We start from the raw sequence: 20,331 nt of genomic DNA on the forward strand, positions 1-20,331 counted from the left end.
TCTCGCATTTGGCGAAACTCAGAATCGGAATTCAACCCAATGAACGGGCGGCCTCCAGAACCGCGGCTGCGTGGTCGGCGACCTTGACGTTGCGCCAGGCCCGGACGACCCGGCCGTCGGCGTCGATCAGGAAGGTCGCGCGCTCTATGCCCATATATTCGCGGCCGTAGAGCTTCTTCTGCACCCAGACGCCCCAGGCCTCGCAAGCCGCGCCGTCCTCGTCCGAGGCCAGGACGACGGCGAGGTCGTATTTGGCCTTGAATCGATCGTGCTTCTTCACCGTGTCCCTGGACACGCCGATGACCGGGACGCCCAGGGCGGCGAAGTCGGGCGTCAGGGCGTTGAAGTCCTGGGCCTCGCGGGTGCAGCCGGTGGTGTCGTCCTTGGGATAGAAATAGACGACGGCGGGCTTGCCCTTCAGGGCGGAGAGGGAGACCCGGCCGCCGTTGTCGGTCGGCAGGTCGAGGGCGGGGGCGGGGTGGCCTTCGGCAGCGGACATTCAAACTCCGATCATCCCGGCGAAAGCCGGGACCCAGTTCTTTCGAGACAGTACGTTGGATCAAGCGCTGCGGACGTCGGATGCGGCGGAGCGCCCAAAGCACTGGGTCCCGGCTTTCGCCGGGATGAGCGGAAATCAAATCGGGCGAACCAGGACGATCTTCTTCTTGCCGGCCGCCAGCTTGATGACGCCGTCCTTGAGGTCGGCCTGGGTCAGCAGCTGGGCGCCGTCGGCCACGGCGGCGTCGTTGAGGCGCAGGCCGCCCCCCTGGGCCAGGCGGCGCGCCTCGCCGTTCGAGGCGGTCAGGCCGGCCTTGGTCACGACGGCGGCGATCATGGCGCCGTAAACCTCGGCCACCGGCAGTTCGACGGTCGGCAGATCGGCGGAGACCTGACCCTTTTCGAAGGCGGTCTCGGCGGCGGCGCGGGCCTTGGCGGCTTCCTCGGCGCCATGCAGCAGGGTGGTGGCGGCGTCGGCGAGGGCCTTCTTGGCGTCGTTGATGGCCGCGCCTTCCAGGGCCTCGTATTCGGCGATCTGCTCCAGGCTCAGGTCGGTGAACAGGCGCATGAAGCGGCCGACGTCGGCGTCTTCGGCGTTGCGCCAGAACTGCCAGTAGTCATAGGGGCTGAGCTGTTCGGCGTTCAGCCAGACGGCGCCCTGGGCGGTCTTGCCCATCTTTCCGCCCGAGGCCGTGGTCAACAGCGGGGTGGTCAGGCCGAAGGCGGCCTTCTGGTCCACGCGGCGGACCAGATCGACGCCCGAGGTGATATTGCCCCACTGGTCCGACCCGCCCATCTGCAGCGTCACCTTCAGGGCGCGGTTCAGCTCCAGGAAGTCCACCGACTGCATCAGCATGTAGTTGAACTCGAGGAAGGTCATCGGCTGCTCGCGCTCGAGCCGCAGCTTGACCGAGTCGAAGCTCAGCATCCGGTTGACGGTGAAATGGGTGCCGAAGTCGCGCAGGAACTGGATGTAGCCGTAGCCCGACAGCCAGTCGTCGTTATTGACCATGACCGCGTCGGTCGGGCCGTCGCCGAAGGTCAGGAATTTGGCGAAGACCGTCTTGATGGAGTCGATGTTCGACTGGATGGTCTCCTCGGTCAGCTGGGGGCGCGACGTGTCCTTGCCGGTCGGGTCGCCGACCTTGGTGGTGCCGCCGCCCATCAGGACGATGGGCTTGCCGCCCGCCTGCTGGAGCCGGCGCAGCATCATGATCTGGATCAGGCTGCCCACGTGCAGCGACGGGGCGGTGGCGTCGAAGCCGATGTAGCCGGCGACCACGCCGTCGGCCGCCGCCGCATCCAGCTCGACCGGGTGGGTGATCTGATGGATGTAGCCGCGCGCCTGGAGGGTGCGGAGGAAGTCGGATTTGAAGGCTTGATCGGTCATGGCGGAGGCTCCGTTAGCAGGGATGCCGGCGGTCGTCTTCCATTTCCGAAGAGCGCGTCGCCAGCGAAGGCGGCGCGTGTTCGCGGGCCGCTCGCTTACAGCGGGCGGTAATACAGGCCGGCGATGGCGCGGGCGGCGAACATGGGGCCTTCGATAAGGCGGAGCGTTGACCGGCGTCAAGCCTTCGCTACGAAGGACGGATGCGTCTGCCCCTGATCCCACACCCGAGTTCGCCGCCCGCCGGGCTGACGCTGGAGGTCGAGGCGCGGCGGGCGGGGCGGATGTTGAGCCTGGAATATGTCGTGGCCGGGCCGGTTGAAATGGTGCGCTGGCCGCAGGCGGCGGCGCGGGCCAGAACGGACGAGCTGTGGCGGACGACCTGTTTCGAGGCCTTCGTGCGGACGGCGGACGGCTATGTCGAATACAATCTGTCGCCGTCGGGGGCCTGGGCGGCCTATCGGTTCGACGGCTATCGCGAGGGAATGCGAGCGCTGGAGATCACGGCGCCCTTCATCGTCACGCGCATGGCGCCCGGGCGGTTCGGGCTGACGGTCGATGTGGACCTGCCGGAGGATGCGACGGACGCGGTCGGGCTGACGGCTGTGGTCGAGGGGGTGGGCGGGGCGATCGCCTATTGGGCCCTGGCGCATCCTTCGGATAAGCCGGACTTTCATCATTCCGACTCGTTCGCGCTGGAACTGCCATGAATTTCGGTCTCGACCGCCTGCTGTCCGACGACGCCCTGAAGGCCCAGTTGAAGGGGCGGCGCGTGGCCCTGCTGGCGCATCCGGCCTCGGTGACGAAGGATCTGGGCCATGCGGTGGACGCCCTGGCCGCCTGTCCCGAGATCGAACTGACCGCCGCCTTCGGGCCGCAGCACGGGATGAAGGGCGACCTTCAGGACAATATGATGGAGAGCCCGGATTATCGCGATCCGGTGCACGGCTTCCCGGTCTTCAGCCTGTACGGCGAGGTGCGTCGGCCCAGGGACGAATGGATGGAGACGTTCGACGTCGTCCTGATCGACCTGCAGGACCTGGGCTGCCGCATCTACACCTATGTGACCACGCTTCTGTACGTGCTGGAGGCGGCGGCGAAACACGGCAAGTCGGTGTGGGTGCTGGACCGGCCCAATCCGGCGGGGCGGCCGGTCGAGGGGCAGACGCTGAAGCCCGGCTGGGAGAGTTTCGTCGGGGCGGGGCCGATGCCGATGCGGCACGGGCTGACGATGGGCGAACTGGGCCTGTGGTTCATCGACCAGTTCAAGCTGGATGTGGACTATCACGTCGTGGAGATGCAGGGCTGGGCGCCCGAGGCGGGGCCGGGCTTCGGCTGGCCGCTGGGCGAGCGGGCCTGGGTCAATCCCAGCCCCAATGCGCCGAACCTGAGCATGGCGCGCTGCTACGCCGGCACGGTGATGCTGGAGGGGGCGACCCTGTCGGAAGGCCGGGGTACGACGCGGCCGCTAGAGCTGTTCGGAGCGCCGGACATCGATGCGCGGGCGGTGATCGCCGAGATGCGCGCTCTGGCGCCGGAGTGGCTGGGCGGTTGTACCTTACGCGACATGTGGTTCGAGCCGACCTTCCATAAGCATGTCGGCAAACTGTGCAGCGGGGTGCAGATCCATGTCGATCACCCCGGCTATGACCACGCCGCCTTCAAGCCGTGGCGGGTGCAGGCCCTGGGGTTCAAGGCGATCCGGCGGCTGTATCCCGACTACGACCTGTGGCGGGATTTTCCGTATGAGTATGCGTTCGGGAAACTGCCCATCGACGTGATCAACGGCGGGCCGGGACTGCGGGAATGGGTGGACGACGCAGCGGCGGGGCCGGGGGAGCTGGATGCGGCGGCGCGGCCGGATGAGGCGGGATGGGAAGAGGTCAGGCGACCGTTCCTGCTGTATTGAGCCGCACAGGCCGGCCTGTTCGGTGGAGTGGCTGGAGCTGGGTGATCGGTTGAGGTCCGGCGGGCTTGGCGCGAAAACAGGGTGACAAAGCGCCAAGGTGCCAAACGGTGAGGGGCTGCGGGGCGAATATGACTGAACACCTGGACTACGAAGTCGAAGAGCATCGACGCGCGTGGGTGGACCGAAAAATAGCTTCCGTGATGGGAGATGATCACAAAGCGCGACACGGTGAATATGGTCGACTTTTGGACGGCGTGACACGAACGGCGGCCTTGGAGGCGGTTGCTGCGGGTCATAGGCACAACGACACGACTGGCCGGTATGGTCGGAACGTATTCGACGAGATGTTGGCTGCTGCGTCCGTCCCCATCGACCATCTCCGCTATGCTTTTGCTCCTTCGTGGGACGACAATAGCGGACGCGTCTGGAGCCACCGCCATTACGTTTTAAGCGATGTCACTGCCAAGCCGGAGCAACGGGCGAAGATGGTCCCGCAGTTTCAGCGTCCGGAGATCGAGGAAGTGGTCGGGCGGTACGTCGCCGGGACGGTTAAATCGGCCGAGGCCGACCGGGTGTTCGTGGACGTGATGGTGGCTATGGAGTTCTACCAGTTTGCAGATAGCGTCCTGAACGCTCCGCACATCCCGATTCTCGCTCCTAGCGCATGGAAGCGTCGGCCGATCACCGACTGGATTTTCGGCCGGTTCATGTCGGCGGTCGCTGGCTATCTCGGCTACTTGCTATTCTGGTTTGCTTCGAAGGCGTTCTTCCCCGAACGCTGGCTCTGGATCGTAGGCTTCATACTGACCGGGCTATTTTTCCTCGAAGCGACCTGGTCGCTGATCATGCTCCCGAGCGAGTGGATCAAGGTGCGGGCGCACCAAAAGAAAGTAACCCTCTATCTGGACCAGATGAATGGCCTCTACAGGTCGTTGGCGTCGGATGGTCCGATCAGCGCCAGACATATTTCGGAGTTGGTGGCCAAATCGACCGATGTCGGTGTGATCTGGCCCGCCACGCTGCACGTTTTGCTGGAGGACATCATGGCGCGAGGCGGTCGGTTCTAGCGATAAGATGATCCAAGTCCTGAACTGCACAAGAGATCAGATCACCGAGATCGCGGTCGATGAGGCGATCCGACGCCTTGGCTTGCTGCATCCATCGGCTCGCACTGCGATCATGACAATGATGAAGGATGATCAAGGTCAGCACCCCCGTTCGCTCTGTACGGCCTACCGCAAGGCTGGAGACCAGATCACGAAGGAAGAACTCAAGGCCATCGGTTTACGTGCCAGTGCTTTCATGAGCCGAGAAGCTTTGGCCGATCTGACCGACCTCGGATTGGAGAAACCGCTGGAGGCACATGTGGATACCCTCTTGCGATCCTATTTCACGGTCTCCCGCTGGCGTTCGTTTCAGGCAACTGACGAACTGGTGAGGCAAGGCGTCTCGCGTGAAGCTATCGTCTACAAATACTCCATGCTTCCACCTGTTTGTGACTGTTGCAATGCGTTGAATGGCGAGCCGACCACACCGGAGACGGCGCACATTCTCGCTCCCGATGATTGCGAGTGCGTGACCGCAAACTACTCGATCCAACAGCGAATAGACTGGTTCTACGATCTGGACTGATCGCCAGACTCGTTGGTCGATTTCAGTCTACAGGAAGGCGAAAAAAAGGGGAGTAACGGCGTTGGGCAGGGTAGCAGCGGCGTATCGTTATAACCAAAATCTATCACGCATCTGCAAATAAGTGATTGGGCTTATCTGCTGCGGTGCGGTAGGAAGCGGGCCTCCCCAACCTCCCAACGGAATGGAAGCCCTGCATGGCCCTCATCAACACGACCCTCAAACCCTTCACGGCCGAGGCCTACAAGGACGGCAAGTTCCTGACCGTCACCGACGCGGACGTGGCGGGCAAGTGGGCGATCTTCTTCTTCTATCCGGCGGACTTCACCTTCGTGTGCCCGACCGAGCTGGAAGACCTGGCCGACCACTACGCCGAGTTCCAGAAGCTGGGCGTCGAGATCTATTCGGTGTCGACCGACACCCATTTCTCGCACAAGGCCTGGCACGACTCGTCGCCGGCCATCGGCAAGATCACCTACACCATGCTGGGCGACCCCTCGGGCCTGGTGACCAACAACTTCGACGCCATGCGTCCGGGCGTGGGCCTGGCCGACCGTGCGACCTTCCTGGTCGATCCGGACGGCGTGATCCAGTTCACCGAGACCACCTCGGAAGGCATCGGCCGCAACGCCGCCGAACTGCTGCGCAAGGTCAAGGCCGCCCAGTATGTGCGTTCGCACCCGGGTGAAGTCTGCCCGGCCAAGTGGGAAGAAGGCGAAGCCACCCTGGCCCCGTCGCTCGACCTCGTCGGCAAGATCTAAGACTGACGCGACCCATCGGGTCCGGCCCGGCGCCGGACCCGTCCGTCGGCGGGGGCGCGTTGCGTTTCCAGCCCCCGCCGACATCCTTCTTCATGTCTCGCCTCGCCCGCGGTCGGGCTTGCAGGCGTCATGAGTTCAACTGTTTCAAGGACCTCTCCCATGCTGGACGCCAATCTGAAATCTCAGCTCGAGGCCTATCTGAAGAACATCGTCCATCCGGTCGAACTGGTCGCCTCGCTGGGCGCCGGGCCGAAGTCGCAGGAGCTGAAGACCCTGCTGGAGGAGATCGTCTCGGTCTCGCACGGCAAGGTCGAGATGGGCCGCGACTATGACGACGAACGCCAGCCCAGCTTCCTGATCCGCCGCAAGGGCACGGACATCGGCGTGCGGTTCGCGGGCATTCCGCTGGGCCACGAGTTCACCTCGCTGGTGCTGGCCCTGCTGCACGTCGGCGGCCATCCGTCCAAGGCGGCGCAGGAGGTGATCCAGCAGGTCAAGGACCTGGAGGGCGACTATGTGTTCGAGACCTATTTCTCGCTGTCGTGCCAGAACTGCCCCGACGTGGTGCAGGCCCTGAACCTGATGAGCGTGCTGAACCCGCGCATCAAACACGTCGCCATCGAGGGCGGCCTGTTCAAGGACGAGGTCGAGGAACGCAAGATCATGGCCGTGCCGACGGTCTTCCTGAACGGCGAACTGTTCGGCCAGGGCCGGATGGAGCTGGAGCAGATCGTCGCCCGGCTGGATTCGGGCGCCGAGGCGCGGGCCGCCGAACGGCTGAAGTCCAAGGACCCGTTCGACGTTCTGGTGGTCGGCGGCGGCCCCGCCGGGGCGGCGGCCGCCATCTATACGGCGCGCAAGGGCATCCGCACCGGCATCGTGGCCGAGCGGTTCGGCGGCCAGGTGCTGGACACCATGGCGATCGAGAACTTCATTTCGGTGCCGCACACCGAGGGGCCGAAACTGGCCGCTCATCTGGAACAGCATGTCCGCGAGTACGAGGTGGACATCATGAACCTGCAGAAGGCGGCCAGGCTGGTTCCGGCTGAGGTTCCCGGCGGTCTGCACGAGGTGGTGCTGGAGAACGGCGCGAGCCTGAAATCGCGCACCGTGATCCTGGCCACCGGCGCCCGCTGGCGCCAGATGAACGTGCCGGGCGAGGACCAGTACAAGAACAAGGGCGTGGCCTATTGCCCGCACTGCGACGGGCCGCTGTTCAAGGGCAAGCGGGTGGCCGTGATCGGCGGCGGCAACTCGGGCGTCGAGGCGGCCATCGATCTGGCGGGCATCGTGGCCCATGTGACCCTGATCGAGTTCGACAGCGAACTGAGGGCCGATGCGGTGCTGCAACGCAAGCTGGCGACCCTGCCGAACGTGCGGATCGTCACCTCGGCCCTGACGACTCAGGTGCAGGGCGACGGCGAGAAGGTGACGGGCCTGTCCTACAAGGACCGCAACTCGGACGCCCATCATGACGTCGATCTGGAAGGCGTCTTCGTCCAGATCGGCCTGGTGCCGAACACCGAATGGCTGCGCGGCGCCGTGGCCCTGACGGCGCGCGGGGAGATCGAGGTGGATCATCGCGGCGAGACCTCGCAGCCGGGCATATTCGGCGCGGGCGACGTGACCACCGTGCCCTACAAGCAGATCGTCATCGCCATGGGCGAAGGCTCCAAGGCGGGGCTGTCGGCCTTCGACTATATGATCCGCACGATTCCGGCCGAAGAGGCGGTCGAGGCGGCTTAGGGGGCGGTCGTTCCTTCGGTCTGGGGGCCGGTGTTCGCCGCCTGACAAACCGTGTAAGCGCGGCCGGGGTTGAAGGCGGAGCGCGACAATGACGGCATCCTCGGACCGGCTGTGGGGCGTGGCTTCCGGCCTGGGGGCAGGCGCGATGTGGGGGCTGGTGTTCCTGGCGCCCAAGTTCGCGCCGGAGGCGTCGCCCCTGTTGCTGACCGCCGGACGATATCTGGCCTACGGGCTGATCGCGGTCGTTCTGATCGCCCCGCGCTGGCGGCGGCTGGCGCCCCTGATCGAAGCGGGCACGTGGCGCGCCCTCGTCTGGCTGAGCCTGGCGGGCAATCTGGTCTATTTCGCCTTTGTGGTCGTCGCCGTTCACCTGGCCGGGGTGGCGGCGTCGGCCCTGATCGTGGGCATGGTGCCGGTGGTGGTGGCTCTGTGGGGGCTGAAGGATGGAGGCGGGCCGCCGGCGTCTCGAACGGCGCCGCCCATCGTCCTGGCGGCCGTGGCGGTGGGGCTGATCGGCTGGCGCGCCCTGTCGCACGGCCATGGCGTTTCCGGCGGACCAACCGGGATTCAGACTTTGATCGGTCTGGGCTGCGCCCTGGGCGCCCTGATCTCCTGGACGGTCTATGCGGTGGGCAACAGCCGCTGGATGGCGCGGCTGACACAGGTGTCGCCCCACGACTGGTCCCTGCTGACCGGGGTGGTCACGGGCGGTCTGGCGCTGCTCCTGGCGGTTCCCGCGGCGCTGACGACCCAGGGCTGGACCGGCGGCGCGTGGCTGAAGCTCGCCGGCGTCTGCCTGGGCGTGGCCCTGTTCGCCTCCATCATCGGCAACGCCCTGTGGAACCAGGCCAGCCGCCGTCTGCCGCTGACCATGCTGGGGCAGATGATCGTGTTCGAGACCGTGTTCGCCTTCGTCTACGGCTACATCTGGGAGGGACGGGGACCGGCTGTGATCGAGATCCTGGCCATACTGATGATGATCGTCAGCGTGATCTGGTGCGTGCGCGCCCACGGTCCGGCCCCAATCGCCGAGGAACCGCTGCACTGAGCCCTGGGCCGCGCGCGCCTCAGTGCAGCTTCAGCCGTCCGGAGACACGGCGGTGCAGCAGGCGCGACAGGGCCAGGATGGCGGTGCGGCGGACGCCCAGGATGGCGCGGTGATGGTCCAGGTGCAGGGCCATATAGGCCCATTTGGCGATCAGGCCCTCAATCAGGAAGTTCGGGCCGCCCAGATTGCCCATCAGGGAGCCGACGCCCCGGTCGCCGCCCAGGGACACCAGCGAACCCTTGTCATGATAGACGTAGGGGCCGGGATCACGCGACGGGTCTGACCGAGCCATGGCCAGGGCCTTGGCCAGATAGGCGGCCTGCTGGGCCGCCGCCTGGGCGCGGGCGGGGACCGGACGCCCCTCGGGCCCCGGCGCCTCGGCGCAGTCCCCCATGGCGTAGATGTCAGGGGCCGAGGTGCGCAGGTGGTCGTCCACCACGAACTGATTGAGGCGGCCGGTGGTCAGGCCCAGGTCGCGGTTGGTCTCGGCCGCCTTCACCCCGGCCGCCCAGACGATCAGGTCGGCGGGCACCTCGCCTCTTGAGGTGTCCAGCCGGCCGGCGTGGACGGCCTTGACCTTGGCGTCGGTCAGCAGGCGCACGCCCTTTTCTTCCAGGGCATGGGCGGCCTTGGCCGAGACCCGTTCGGGCAGGCCGCCCAGGATGCGGGGCGCGGCCTCGACGAGGGTGACCGCGAGGTCGAACTTCTGACCCTCGGTCAGGCCGGCCGACAGTTCGTCATGCCCCTCGATCAGTTCGGTGGACAGTTCGACCCCGGTGGCGCCGGCCCCGACGATGGCGATGTTCATCGTCTGCCCGTCGGAATAGGCGGTCGCCAGGAAGGCGGCGGTCAGCCGTTTGTTGAACGCCTCGGCGTCCGCCACGTCTTCCAGCAGATGGGCGTGTTCGGCGGCGCCGGGCGTGCCGAACAGGTTCGACCCGCTGCCGATGGCCAGGACGAGGGTGCGGAACTTCACCGTGCGGGGGCGAACCAGGACGGCGTCGTCCTGATCGCGGATTTCGCCCAGGGTCAGGGTCTTGTTCGTCGGATCGAGGCCGGTCAGATCGCCGAAGGCGAAGCTGAAATGATTGCGCCGCGCCAGCACCGGGTAGGACAGACCCTCCTGGTGGCTGTCCAGAGACCCCGCAGCGACCTCGTGCAGGCTGGGCTTCCACAGGTGGAAGATGGAGTGATCGATCAGCAGGACGCGACGGCGGCCCTCGCGCGGGCCGAACCGACGGCCCAGGCGGGCGGCGAGCTCAAGCCCGCCCGCGCCGCCGCCGATAATGACGATGTCATGTTCCATTCGGGTCTCCAACGCGCGACCCGAGGATCGGATCAGGCCGGCTTTTCTTCCAGACGCTTGTCCAGATAGGCGCCGACGCGGCGTTCGACGGCGCTGATGTGGTCCTGCCAGAAGTGGCTGGCGCCCTCTTCCAGCTCATAGTCGATGATGATGCCCTTCTGGGTGCGCAGCTTGTTGACCACGCGTTCGACCTCGGCCGGGGGCACGACGGTGTCGGCGGTGCCGTGCAGGAACAGGCCCGAGGCCGGGCAGGGGGCCAGGAAGCTGAAATCGTACATGTTGGACGGGGGCGAGACCGAGATGAAGCCGTCCGTCTCGGGGCGGCGCATCAGAAGCTGCATGCCGATATAGGCGCCGAACTGATAGCCGCCGACCCAGGTCTGGCTGGCGCCGGGGTTGTTCGACTGAAGCCAGTCCAGGGCCGTGGCCGCATCGGCCAGTTCACCGATGCCCGAATCGAATTCACCCTGCGACTTGCCGACGCCGCGCGAATTATAGCGCAGGGTGGCGAAGCCGCGCTGCTGGAACAGCTGGTGCAGGGTGACGGTCACCGGGTTGTTCATATGTCCGCCCGCCTTGGGATGCGGATGCAGAATCAACGCGATGGGGGCGTTCGGGCGCTTGCCCGGGGAATAGCGGCCTTCGATGCGACCGGAGGCGCCGGGCAGGATGACTTCAGGCATAGGGGCTCTGGAATCCGTTCAACTGTCGTTTCGCGTGTGCGTAATACTTGACCGCTGAGGTGGGACTTTCTAAGTCCCTCCGCAAGCGAGGCGCCTTTGCGAAGGCGCGGGTTCTAGCACAAGAGCCCCGAAAAGCGCGCAATTTTTGAGGCTGCAATATGCGTCTGTCGACCAAGGGACGATACGCCGTGATGGCGATGGCCGATCTGGCGAAAAACGGACGCGGCGAAAGCGGCGAGATCCGGGCGGTTTCGCTGGCTGAAATCGCCGCGCGCCAGGAGATTTCGCTGAGCTATCTGGAGCAGTTGTTCGCCCGTCTGCGCAAGAGCGACCTGGTCAAGAGCGTGCGCGGACCCGGCGGCGGCTATCGTCTGGCCAAGGGGGCGCATGAGACGGTGGTGGCCGAGATCGTGCTGGCGGTGGACGAACCGATCCGGGCGACGCGCTGCGTGGCGCATGGCTCGCCCAAGGGCTGCATGATGGCCGGCGAACGCTGCATCACCCACGATCTGTGGGAAGACCTGGGCGACGAGATCCATCGCTATCTGGCCGGGGTGTCGCTGGAAGACGTGGTGATGAACCGCACAGGCCAGCGTCGGCGTAATGTCGAACCGCCCCAGGCTGTGGGGGTGGCGGCATGAGCGCGATTTATCTGGATTACAACGCCTCGGGCCTGGTGCGGCCCGAGGTCCTCGAGATCATGACGCGGGCCCTGGCCGACAACGGTAATCCGTCGGCGGTCCATGCGGCCGGACGGCGGGCGCGGGCGCGGGTCGAGACGGCGCGGGCTCAGGTCGGTGAACTGGTCGGCGCCGATCCGACGGCGGTGGTGTTCAACAGCGGCGGCACGGAAGCCAACGCCCAGGCCATCGCCAGCGCGCTGGCGGCCGGATGCGAGCGGCTGATCGTCTCCGCCACCGAACATCCGTGCGTGGCCGAGGCCGCGGCGAATGCGGGCGCGCCCGTCGAGGTGCTGCCGGTTGATGCGAACGGCGTCGTCGATCTGGACTGGTTGGCGCAGGCCTTGGCGCGTCCGGGCCGGGCTGTGGTCGCCGTCCATCATGCGAACAACGAGAGCGGCGTGATCCAGCCGGTGGTCGAAGCCGCAGCTTTGGTGCGTGCAGCAGGGGGCTGGCTGCACGTCGATGCGATCCAGTCGGCGGGCAAGATCCCGGTCGATATGCGGGTTCTGGACGCGGACAGCCTGACCCTGTCGGCGCACAAGCTGGGCGGGCCGCAGGGCGTCGGGGCCTTGATCCTCAAGGAAGGCGTGTCGGGTGTTCGCATCCTGCACGGGGCGGGGCAGGAGCGGGGCCTGCGCGCCGGGACCGAGAATGTTCCGGGCATCGCGGGTTTCGGCGTGGCCGCCGACTGCGCCGCACGGGACCTGAAGACGATGGCTTCGCATGTCGGCTGGCGCGATTCCGCCGAGGCCAGGGTCAAGGCCGCCGGGGCGACCGTGATCGGCGCTGACGTGGCGCGCCTGCCCAACACCCTGTTCATGGCGGTCGAGGGTTGGGACAGTCCTCAACAACTTATCATTCTTGATCTGGCCGGGGTCATGGTGTCGGCGGGCTCGGCCTGTTCGTCCGGCAAGGTCAAGCCGTCCAAGACCATCAGCGCCATGGGATTGAACGCTCTGGCCACCGGGGGCGTGCGCGTCTCCGGCGGCTGGGGCACGACCGAGAGCGACTGGGTGCGGTTCGCCGACGCCTGGATCGCCGCCTACGACAAGCACAAGACACGCGCCGCCGCGCGCGTGAGAGAGGTCGCCTGATGGCCGCCGTCAAGGAAACCATCGACGCCGTCGCCGCGCTGGAGAAATACGCGCACGGTTTTACGTCGGACATCGAGCAGGAGTTTGCACCGCGTGGGCTGAACGCCGACATCGTGCGCTTCATCTCCGAGAAGAAGGGCGAGCCGGAATGGATGCTGGAATGGCGTCTGGCCGCCTATGAGCGCTGGCTGGCGATGGAGGAACCGACCTGGGCGGCGGTGAAGTATGAGCCGGTCGACTATCAGGACCTGTTCTACTACGCCGCGCCCAAGCAGAAAGAGGGGCCGAAGTCGCTAGACGAGGTCGATCCCGAAATTCTGGAAATCTACAAGAAGCTGGGCATCCCGCTGAAGGAGCAGGAGGTGCTGGCGGGGGTGCAGGGCGCGCCGCGCGTGGCCGTGGACGCCGTGTTCGACAGCGTCTCGGTGGTCACCACCTTCAAGGAGGAACTGGCCAAGGTCGGCGTGATCTTCATGCCCATTTCCGAGGCCTTGCGCGAATATCCTGAGCTGGTGCGGCAATATCTGGGGTCGGTGGTGCCGGTCTCCGACAACTATTTCGCGGCCCTGAACAGCGCGGTCTTTTCGGACGGGTCGTTCGTCTACATTCCGCCGGGCGTGCGCTGCCCGATGGAGCTGTCGACCTATTTCCGCATCAATGCGAGCCAGACGGGCCAGTTCGAACGCACCCTGATCATCGCCGACAAGGGCAGCTATTGCTCCTATCTGGAAGGTTGCACCGCGCCGATGCGCGACGAGAACCAGCTGCACGCGGCCGTGGTCGAGATCGTGGCCCTGGACGACGCCGAGGTTAAATATTCGACCGTCCAGAACTGGTATCCGGGCGACGCCGAGGGCAAGGGCGGCATCTACAACTTCGTCACCAAGCGGGCGGATTGCCGGGGTGATCGGTCCAAGGTGTCCTGGACCCAGGTCGAGACCGGTTCGGCCGTCACCTGGAAATATCCGTCCTGCATCCTGAAGGGCGACGACAGCTCGGGCGAGTTCTATTCCATCGCCATCACCAACGGCTGTCAGCAGGCCGACACCGGCACCAAGATGATCCACCTGGGCAAGAACACCAAGTCGCGGATCATCGCCAAGGCGGTGTCGGCGGGGAAATCGGACTCGACCTATCGCGGCCTGGTCTCGGTGCATCCGAAGGCGACGGGGGTGCGCAACTTCACCCAGTGCGACAGCCTGCTGATCGGCAAGGAATGCGGCTCGCACACCATCCCCTATATCGAGGCCCGCAACGGCTCGGCCCAGCTGGAGCACGAGGCGACCACAACGCGGCTGTCGGACGACCAGATGTTCTACGCCCAGCAGCGTGGGCTTTCGCAGGAAGAGGCCGTCGCCCTGCTGGTCAACGGCTTCGTCCGCGACGTCATGCAGAAGCTGCCGATGGAGTTCGCCGTCGAGGCGCAGAAGCTGGTGGCGATCAGCCTGGAAGGGAGTGTGGGGTGAAGCGGGCCCTGTTTTCTGTCACGGCGCTTCTGGCGGGGTGCGCGGGCCTCGGTCAGAAGGACATGTCCACTGATGCAGATCGCGCGACCTTTCTTGCTACCTTGCCTGCAGAGGATCGGGAGACCTTTGAGCTTTATTTTTGGGCATTGGAGGTCGATCCAGAGCCCATCAAAGACCGTTTTGGAAATTGTCTTAATGATCGCATAGGCCGGGCGACAGGTCAGGAACCTGCCGCGATAGCGGAAGAGGCCCTAGATGAGTGTTTTCCAATCGTCGATCCCTTGATCCGTGGAACGGCGATGCGCGTGTCCGCTTTGGCCACCGGCGTGACCGCAGCTGACATGAGATATTGGTCCGAACATCAAGTTAGGGAGCAGCGTGCCGAACTGCTGGTCGATCTGACCAAGCGTATCGAGAACAGTCGCTTTGGGGCGGGCCGAGATTGATATGTTGAAAACGGAGAATATCGGCGCCTGCGTCGGCGGAAAACCAATCCTCAAGGGTCGGACGCTCGAAGTTCCGGCAACCGAGGCTTACGCTGTCACGGGGCTAGATCGTGGTATCGTCGATAAATCTGGGCTGATCCTATCGTCGGGGACATTCTGATGGAAACAATCGCCGTTCCTTTCCGAGAAGACACCGCTGACCGCCTGAAGCGTGCGGCGGCCGAGATCGGGATGCCGGTCGGCGAATTTATCGCCTCGGCGGCCGAAGGTTTCATGATGGACAATGAGGCTCATCGTGGCTCGCCGTTGTCGGCGGACCAGATCGCGCAGATCGAAGCGGGACTGGCCGCGGAGCGTGAGGGGCGGATTATTTCGAACGAGGAAGCGGAGGCCCGGCTTGCGGCGCGTCGTACGCGGTGAAGGATTTCGAATGGTCTGAGCCCGCGCTGACGGCGTTCTCCGACTTTCTGGATCACCTTGACGCGCACAGTCTTGCAACTGCGGACAAGGCGGAAACGGAGATCAAAGCCACGCTCTGGCGTCTGGCCGAGCATCCTCATCAAGGTCATCTGTCCCGCTGGCCTGGGCTTCTCGAATGGAGCGCAGCCGACTGGAAGAAGATCATCGTCTATCGCGAACGCCCGGACGGCATTCGTGTCATCGCCTTCTACGACGCTCGACAGGATTTGAGCGTCGTTCATCCCACTCCGAACGACTGATTGAACATGCTCTCCATCTCCAACCTCCACGTCTCCGTCGGCGACAAGCCGATCCTCAAGGGCCTGACCCTCGACGTTCCCGCCGGCGAGGTGCACGCCATCATGGGGCCGAACGGGGCCGGGAAGTCGACCCTGGGCTACGCCCTGTCGGGTCGGCCGGGCTATGAGGCAACCGAAGGCGCGGTCGAATGGGCGGGCGAGGATCTGCTGGCGCTGGACCCGGCCGAGCGTGCGGCCAAGGGCGTCTTTCTGTCCTTCCAGTATCCGATCGAGATCCCCGGCGTGCCGGCGCTGACCTTCGTGCGGACGGCGCTGAACGCGCAGAAGCGGGCACGGGGCGAGGAGGAGGTGGCGGCGCCGGCCTTCCTGAAGCTGGTGCGGGAGGCGTCCAAGGCGCTGAAGATGGACTTCGACATGCTGAAGCGGCCGCTGAACGTCGGCTTCTCCGGCGGCGAGAAGAAGCGGATGGAGATCCTGCAGATGGCCCTGCTGGAGCCGTCGCTGCTGATCCTGGACGAGACCGATTCGGGCCTGGACATCGACGCCTTGCGGATCGTGTCGGAAGGGGTGAACGCCCTGCGTCGCCCGGACCGGGCCATGCTGGTCATCACCCACTATCAGCGCCTGCTGGACTACATCAAACCGGACCGGGTCCATGTTCTGGCCGGCGGCCGGATCGTGGCCTCGGGCGGGCCGGAGCTGGCGCATCAGCTGGAGGCGGAAGGATATGACAAATATCTTCCGGAACCCGCATGAGCGCGACCTTCGCCATCGACCTGACCGACGCGGCCACCTTCCCGTCGCGGCGGGATGAGGCGTGGAAATACAGCGACCTGAAGCGTCATCTGCGCGAGGCGCCGACGCCGTCGGGCACGGCCGCCGTGGGCGCGCCGGGGCCGTTCTACGCCTTGGGTGGAGAGGCCATCGTCTTCGCCAATGGGCGACCGGTGGGCGTGACCGACTTCATCGCCTCGGGCGAGCAGACGCTGCGGCTGCGCTATATCTCGAACGCCGTCGGGACGGGGCATACGGCCAGGGCGCGGGTCGCCGTGCGGGCGGGCGCCAAGCTGCTGCTGCTGGAGACGCACGAGGGCGCCGGCTCGGCCTATGTGGCCCACAATACGCTGGAGCTGGATGTGGCGGCCGGGGCCGAGGTGACGCGCGTCGTCCTGGTCGAGGAGCCGGAAGACGCCATTTCCATCGCCGAAGCCCATGTGAAGGTCGAGGCGGGCGGCGTCTATCGCCAGACTATCATCGCCACCGGCGCCAAGCTGCAGCGGATCGAGACCCGCATCGCTCACTTCGCCCAGGGGGCGCAGGTTCAGGCCGACGGCCTGTATTTGCTGAATGGATCGCGGCAGGCCGACCTGACCAGCGTGGTGCGGCACATGGAGCGCGACGGCGCCACGTCGCAATTGATCAAGGGCGTGGCGCGCGATACGGCGCGGGGCGTCTTCCAGGGCAAGATCGTGGTCGAGCGCGGGGCCGACGGCACCGATGCGCGCATGGGGCACCACGCCCTGATCGCCTCCGAGCGGGCCGAGATCGACGCCAAGCCCGAACTGATCATCTATGCCGACGATGTGCAGTGCGCGCACGGAAATACGGTGGGGGCGCTGGACGAGAGCGCCCTGTTCTACATGCAGCAGCGCGGCATTCCGGCCGAGGAGGCCCGCGCCCTGTTGACCCAGGCCTTCCTGATCGAGGTCATCGACCGGATCGAACATGAGGGCGCGAGAGAGGTGGCGCGGGAATGGCTGACGGCTCGGTTGTGACTGATCTTGCCCCCTCCGTCGCGGCGCAGGAGCGTCCCGCCACCTCCCCCAGGGGGAGAGGCTTTGATCCCTATGCTGTGCGGGCGCAGTTCCCGATCCTGTCGCGACAGGTGAACGGCAAGCCGCTGGTCTATCTGGACAATGCGGCCTCGGCCCAGAAGCCGCGCGCGGTGATCGACGCCCTGGTGGCGACGATGGAGGGCGGATACGCCAACGTCCATCGCGGCCTGCACACCCTGTCGAACGAGGCGACCGAGGCCTTCGAGAAGGCGCGCGAGATCGTCGCCCGTTTCCTGAACGCCGAGAGCCCCGAGCAGGTCGTCTGGACCAAGGGCGGCACCGAGGCGATCAATCTGGTCGCCAATGGGCTGGGGTTGAGCATCGAACCGGGCGACGAGATCATCGTCTCGGAGATGGAGCATCACTCCAACATCGTGCCCTGGCATCTGCTGCGCGAACGGCGCGGCGCGGTGCTGAAATGGATTCCGGTGCTCGACGACGGTTCGCTGGACATGGCGGCCTATGCGGACCTGCTGTCGCCGAAGACGCGCATGGTCGCGGTCACCCATATGTCGAACGTGCTGGGAACCATCAATCCAGTGGCCGAGATCACGCGACTGGCGCATGCGGCCGGCGCCCCCGACTCCCGGATCAAGGTGCTGATCGACGGGTGCCAGGGGGCGGTCCATGCGACGCCGGACGTGCAGGCCATCGGCTGCGACTTCTATGTCCTGACCGGTCACAAGCTGTTCGGGCCGACCGGCATCGGCGCCCTGTACGGCAAGGCCGAGGCGCTGGAGGCCCTGCCGCCCTATCAGGGCGGGGGCGAAATGATCGAGACGGTCGAGATGGATCGCGTGACATACGCCAAGCCGCCCCATCGGTTCGAGGCGGGAACGCCGCCGATCCTGGAGGCCATCGGCCTGGGCGTGGCGCTGGAATGGCTGGCCCAATACGATCGGGTGTCGGTTCAGGCGCATGAGCATTCGCTTTACCAGCACGCTGTCGATCGGCTGCAGGGGCAGAACTGGCTGCGGATCCTGGGGCAGGCGGAAGGGAAGGGTGCGATCCTGACCTTCGCCGTCGAGGGCGCCCACGCCCATGACGTGGCCCAGATCATGGATCGTTACGGCGTGGCCGTGCGGGCCGGACAGCACTGCGCCGAGCCGCTGGCGAAAAGAATGGGCGTGACGTCGAGCACACGCGCCTCCTTCGCCCTATATAACACCGTGGAGGATGCCGACGCCTTCGTGGACGCGCTGATCAAGGCGCGGAACTTCTTCGTGTAAGCCCATGACAGACGACACCATTCAAGACACCGACGCCTTCAAGAACGCCTGGGACGAACCCCAGAAGAGCGCCTTGTCCCAGGTCGAGCTGGACAAGCTGACCGAGGAGCTGATCGCGGCGCTGAAGTCGGTCTATGACCCGGAAATCCCGGTCGACATCTATGAGCTGGGCCTGATCTACCGGGTCGATGTCTCCGACGACCGTGATGTGGTGGTCGACATGACCCTGACGGCGCCCGGCTGCCCGGTGGCGGGCGAGATGCCGGGCTGGGTCGAGACGGCGGTCGAGAAGGTGCCGGGCGTGCGCAGCGCCAAGGCCAATCTGGTGTTCGATCCGCCGTGGGATCCCTCCAAGATGAGCGACGAGGCCAAGCTGGCCCTGAACATGTTCTGATGACCGAACTTCAAGCCACATCCCGTCCACGCCGCCCGCGTCCGAAGGCCGTGACCCTGACAGACGCGGCCGCCGAACGCGTGCGCGAGATCCTGGACAATGCCGAGAACGACCACATCGGTCTGCGGATCGGGGTCAAGAACGGCGGCTGCGCCGGGCAGGAGTACACCTTCGCCTATGCCGACGAGATCGGCCCGCTGGACGAGGTGGTCGAGGACAAGGGCGTCACCATCCTGATCGAACCCAAGGCCGTGCTGTTCCTGATCGGCACCGAGATCGATTACGAGACGACCCGGCTGGCGTCCAAATTCGTGTTCAACAATCCGAACCAGACCGACGCCTGCGGTTGCGGCGAGAGCGTCACCATCATTCCGGCCGCCGCCGTCTGAGATGGCGTATGACGCGGCCTTCGGCGAATGGGTGCGCGAGCATTTCGCGGGCCTGGGTCTGCTGGAGATCAAGCGGATGTTCGGCGGCGCCGGGGTCTACGCCTCGGGCGTGATGTTCGCCTTGCTGGATGACGGGGTGGTCTGGCTGAAGGGCGACGAGGCGCTGGGCGAGGCCTTCGTCGAGGCCGGGTGTAGGCAATTCAGATATCCGACCAAGGACGGGCGGACGATGTCCATGGGATACTGGACCCTGCCGGAGACGGCGCTGGACGACCCCGACGAGGCGGTCGACTGGGCGCGACGGGCCCTGGAGGTGGCGGTGCGCAAGGCGTCCGGAAAGAAACCGAAGCCTATTTAGGCGTATCCATCAGAACCGCCGGCGTGACCGGCTGGCCCGTGGCCTCGGCGATCAGTTCGGCCGTGCGGGTCTCAACCACCGCCTCCAGGCGCGCCAGGAATTCGTCCTTGGGCAGGCCAACCGGGATGGGGTCCAGGAACTCCAGCGTCGCCGTGCCTGCGTGCTTCTCGTACTTCTCCTCGGGCCAGAACAGGCCGAGGTTGGTGGCGAGGGGCACGACCGGCATGTCGAAGTCGCGGTACATGTGCCAGACGCCGGAGCGGTAGCGGTACTTCTGACCGACCGGCGCCAGATGACCCTCGGGGTAGATCAGGATCTTGCGGTTCTCGGCCTTGGCCTCGGCGGCGCGGGTGGCCAGGGCCTGGCGGGCTTCGTGGCCGCCGCAGCTGTTGACGACGATGGCCCCCAGCTTCTTCAGCACCCCGCCCAGCAGGGGAAACTTCTCCAGGTGATCGCCGGTGACGAAGGCCAGGTCGTCGAACTGGTCGTAGGTGGCGAATCCGTCGCCCCAGCTTTGATGTTTCGAGGCGATGATGAAGGCGCCCGGGGGCAGCCGTTCCTTGCCCCGCACATCCAGCCTGATGCCGGCGAAAACCGCCATGGCCTGGACCATCCGCCTGACATAGGCGCGGATGACCCGGCTGGTGGCGCCGCGTCCCGGCGCCAGGGCGGCGAAGGCGGCGGTCAGGCCATAGCTGATCGACAGGATCCAGTAGGCGATATTGAAGGCGAGGCTGCGCATGGGCCGACT

At 65.7% G+C, this 20,331-nt stretch carries 24 protein-coding genes; 19 read left to right on the forward strand and 5 right to left on the reverse strand.

Annotated features, from left to right (window positions below):
* Nucleotides 1–31: 31 nt before the first annotated feature.
* Both GYM46_RS13860 and tyrS read right to left on the reverse strand, forming a co-directional pair.
* Complete coding sequence (locus GYM46_RS13860; RefSeq protein ID WP_008264421.1) at nt 32–499, reverse strand: peroxiredoxin; 468 nt, start codon at nt 497–499, stop codon at nt 32–34.
* Nucleotides 500–634: 135 nt separating this feature from the next.
* Nucleotides 635–1,888: a tyrosine--tRNA ligase gene (tyrS, locus tag GYM46_RS13865; RefSeq protein ID WP_008264319.1), complete on the reverse strand. Its 1,254-nt coding sequence runs from the start codon at nt 1,886–1,888 to the stop codon at nt 635–637.
* Nucleotides 1,889–2,088: 200 nt separating this feature from the next.
* Between tyrS and GYM46_RS13870 the strand changes: the two genes are divergently transcribed.
* From GYM46_RS13870 to GYM46_RS13900, 7 genes are all read left to right on the forward strand, one after another.
* Nucleotides 2,089–2,595, forward strand: coding sequence for a DOMON-like domain-containing protein (locus GYM46_RS13870; protein ID WP_008261504.1), 507 nt, complete (start codon nt 2,089–2,091; stop codon nt 2,593–2,595).
* Complete coding sequence (locus GYM46_RS13875) at nt 2,592–3,794, forward strand: exo-beta-N-acetylmuramidase NamZ family protein (RefSeq protein WP_008264397.1); 1,203 nt, start codon at nt 2,592–2,594, stop codon at nt 3,792–3,794. Before GYM46_RS13870 ends, GYM46_RS13875 begins: the two co-directional genes overlap by 4 nt.
* A gap of 128 nt (nt 3,795–3,922) precedes the next feature.
* Nucleotides 3,923–4,861 (forward strand): hypothetical protein, encoded by a 939-nt coding sequence (locus GYM46_RS13880; RefSeq protein WP_154725771.1) that lies wholly within the window; start codon nt 3,923–3,925, stop codon nt 4,859–4,861.
* Nucleotides 4,862–4,868: 7 nt separating this feature from the next.
* Nucleotides 4,869–5,426: a hypothetical protein gene (locus GYM46_RS13885; protein ID WP_035306922.1), complete on the forward strand. Its 558-nt coding sequence runs from the start codon at nt 4,869–4,871 to the stop codon at nt 5,424–5,426.
* Between the two features lie 194 nt (nt 5,427–5,620).
* Nucleotides 5,621–6,184 (forward strand): alkyl hydroperoxide reductase subunit C, encoded by a 564-nt coding sequence (gene ahpC, locus GYM46_RS13890; RefSeq protein ID WP_008260815.1) that lies wholly within the window; start codon nt 5,621–5,623, stop codon nt 6,182–6,184.
* A 159-nt stretch (nt 6,185–6,343) separates the two neighbouring features.
* Nucleotides 6,344–7,930: an alkyl hydroperoxide reductase subunit F gene (ahpF, locus tag GYM46_RS13895; RefSeq protein WP_008259856.1), complete on the forward strand. Its 1,587-nt coding sequence runs from the start codon at nt 6,344–6,346 to the stop codon at nt 7,928–7,930.
* 88 nt (nt 7,931–8,018) lie between these two features.
* A complete protein-coding gene (locus GYM46_RS13900; protein ID WP_040349668.1) occupies nt 8,019–8,978 on the forward strand; it encodes a DMT family transporter in 960 nt (319 codons plus the stop codon).
* 19 nt (nt 8,979–8,997) lie between these two features.
* On the opposite strand, the gene GYM46_RS13905 is transcribed toward GYM46_RS13900, so the two are convergent.
* Nucleotides 8,998–10,284 carry an NAD(P)/FAD-dependent oxidoreductase gene (locus tag GYM46_RS13905; RefSeq protein ID WP_008264127.1) on the reverse strand — a complete coding sequence of 429 codons (1,287 nt, stop codon included), beginning with the start codon at nt 10,282–10,284 and terminating at the stop codon, nt 8,998–9,000.
* A 32-nt stretch (nt 10,285–10,316) separates the two neighbouring features.
* Nucleotides 10,317–10,967 (reverse strand): alpha/beta hydrolase, encoded by a 651-nt coding sequence (locus tag GYM46_RS13910; protein ID WP_008262115.1) that lies wholly within the window; start codon nt 10,965–10,967, stop codon nt 10,317–10,319.
* A 158-nt stretch (nt 10,968–11,125) separates the two neighbouring features.
* Here GYM46_RS13910 and GYM46_RS13915 point away from each other — a divergent pair, with 158 nt between their 5' ends.
* The 12 genes from GYM46_RS13915 to GYM46_RS13970 all read left to right on the forward strand — a co-directional run bounded on the left by GYM46_RS13915 (nt 11,126) and on the right by GYM46_RS13970 (nt 19,580).
* Nucleotides 11,126–11,608 carry an Rrf2 family transcriptional regulator gene (locus tag GYM46_RS13915; protein ID WP_008264270.1) on the forward strand — a complete coding sequence of 161 codons (483 nt, stop codon included), beginning with the start codon at nt 11,126–11,128 and terminating at the stop codon, nt 11,606–11,608.
* Nucleotides 11,605–12,744, forward strand: coding sequence for a cysteine desulfurase family protein (locus tag GYM46_RS13920; protein WP_008261458.1), 1,140 nt, complete (start codon nt 11,605–11,607; stop codon nt 12,742–12,744). Before GYM46_RS13915 ends, GYM46_RS13920 begins: the two co-directional genes overlap by 4 nt.
* Entirely contained in the window at nt 12,744–14,210 is a 1,467-nt protein-coding gene (gene sufB, locus GYM46_RS13925) for a Fe-S cluster assembly protein SufB (protein ID WP_008263662.1), read from the forward strand. Before GYM46_RS13920 ends, sufB begins: the two co-directional genes overlap by 1 nt.
* Nucleotides 14,207–14,656 carry a hypothetical protein gene (locus GYM46_RS13930; RefSeq protein WP_040349666.1) on the forward strand — a complete coding sequence of 150 codons (450 nt, stop codon included), beginning with the start codon at nt 14,207–14,209 and terminating at the stop codon, nt 14,654–14,656. The genes sufB and GYM46_RS13930 overlap by 4 nt, the downstream gene beginning before the upstream one ends.
* 159 nt (nt 14,657–14,815) lie before the next feature.
* Nucleotides 14,816–15,076 (forward strand): hypothetical protein, encoded by a 261-nt coding sequence (locus GYM46_RS13935; RefSeq protein WP_040349664.1) that lies wholly within the window; start codon nt 14,816–14,818, stop codon nt 15,074–15,076.
* Nucleotides 15,073–15,375, forward strand: coding sequence for a type II toxin-antitoxin system RelE/ParE family toxin (locus tag GYM46_RS13940; RefSeq protein ID WP_008260743.1), 303 nt, complete (start codon nt 15,073–15,075; stop codon nt 15,373–15,375). Before GYM46_RS13935 ends, GYM46_RS13940 begins: the two co-directional genes overlap by 4 nt.
* Nucleotides 15,376–15,381: 6 nt before the next feature.
* Nucleotides 15,382–16,131 carry a Fe-S cluster assembly ATPase SufC gene (gene sufC, locus GYM46_RS13945; protein ID WP_008260455.1) on the forward strand — a complete coding sequence of 250 codons (750 nt, stop codon included), beginning with the start codon at nt 15,382–15,384 and terminating at the stop codon, nt 16,129–16,131.
* Nucleotides 16,128–17,150: a Fe-S cluster assembly protein SufD gene (gene sufD, locus GYM46_RS13950; protein ID WP_008262359.1), complete on the forward strand. Its 1,023-nt coding sequence runs from the start codon at nt 16,128–16,130 to the stop codon at nt 17,148–17,150. Before sufC ends, sufD begins: the two co-directional genes overlap by 4 nt.
* Nucleotides 17,151–17,227: 77 nt before the next feature.
* A complete protein-coding gene (locus tag GYM46_RS13955; RefSeq protein ID WP_008259106.1) occupies nt 17,228–18,439 on the forward strand; it encodes an aminotransferase class V-fold PLP-dependent enzyme in 1,212 nt (403 codons plus the stop codon).
* 4 nt (nt 18,440–18,443) lie between these two features.
* A complete protein-coding gene (locus GYM46_RS13960) occupies nt 18,444–18,833 on the forward strand; it encodes an SUF system Fe-S cluster assembly protein (protein ID WP_008261147.1) in 390 nt (129 codons plus the stop codon).
* A complete protein-coding gene (locus GYM46_RS13965; RefSeq protein WP_008260022.1) occupies nt 18,833–19,222 on the forward strand; it encodes a HesB/IscA family protein in 390 nt (129 codons plus the stop codon). Before GYM46_RS13960 ends, GYM46_RS13965 begins: the two co-directional genes overlap by 1 nt.
* A gap of 1 nt (nt 19,223) precedes the next feature.
* Complete coding sequence (locus GYM46_RS13970; protein WP_008262703.1) at nt 19,224–19,580, forward strand: TfoX/Sxy family protein; 357 nt, start codon at nt 19,224–19,226, stop codon at nt 19,578–19,580.
* Here the strand turns inward: GYM46_RS13970 and GYM46_RS13975 are convergent.
* Nucleotides 19,573–20,322 carry a lysophospholipid acyltransferase family protein gene (locus GYM46_RS13975; RefSeq protein WP_008263754.1) on the reverse strand — a complete coding sequence of 250 codons (750 nt, stop codon included), beginning with the start codon at nt 20,320–20,322 and terminating at the stop codon, nt 19,573–19,575. The genes GYM46_RS13970 and GYM46_RS13975 overlap by 8 nt on opposite strands.
* Nucleotides 20,323–20,331 lie beyond the last annotated feature (9 nt).

The organism is Brevundimonas mediterranea, from assembly GCF_011064825.1.
In the GTDB taxonomy this organism is placed as follows: Bacteria; Pseudomonadota; Alphaproteobacteria; order Caulobacterales; family Caulobacteraceae; genus Brevundimonas; species Brevundimonas mediterranea_A.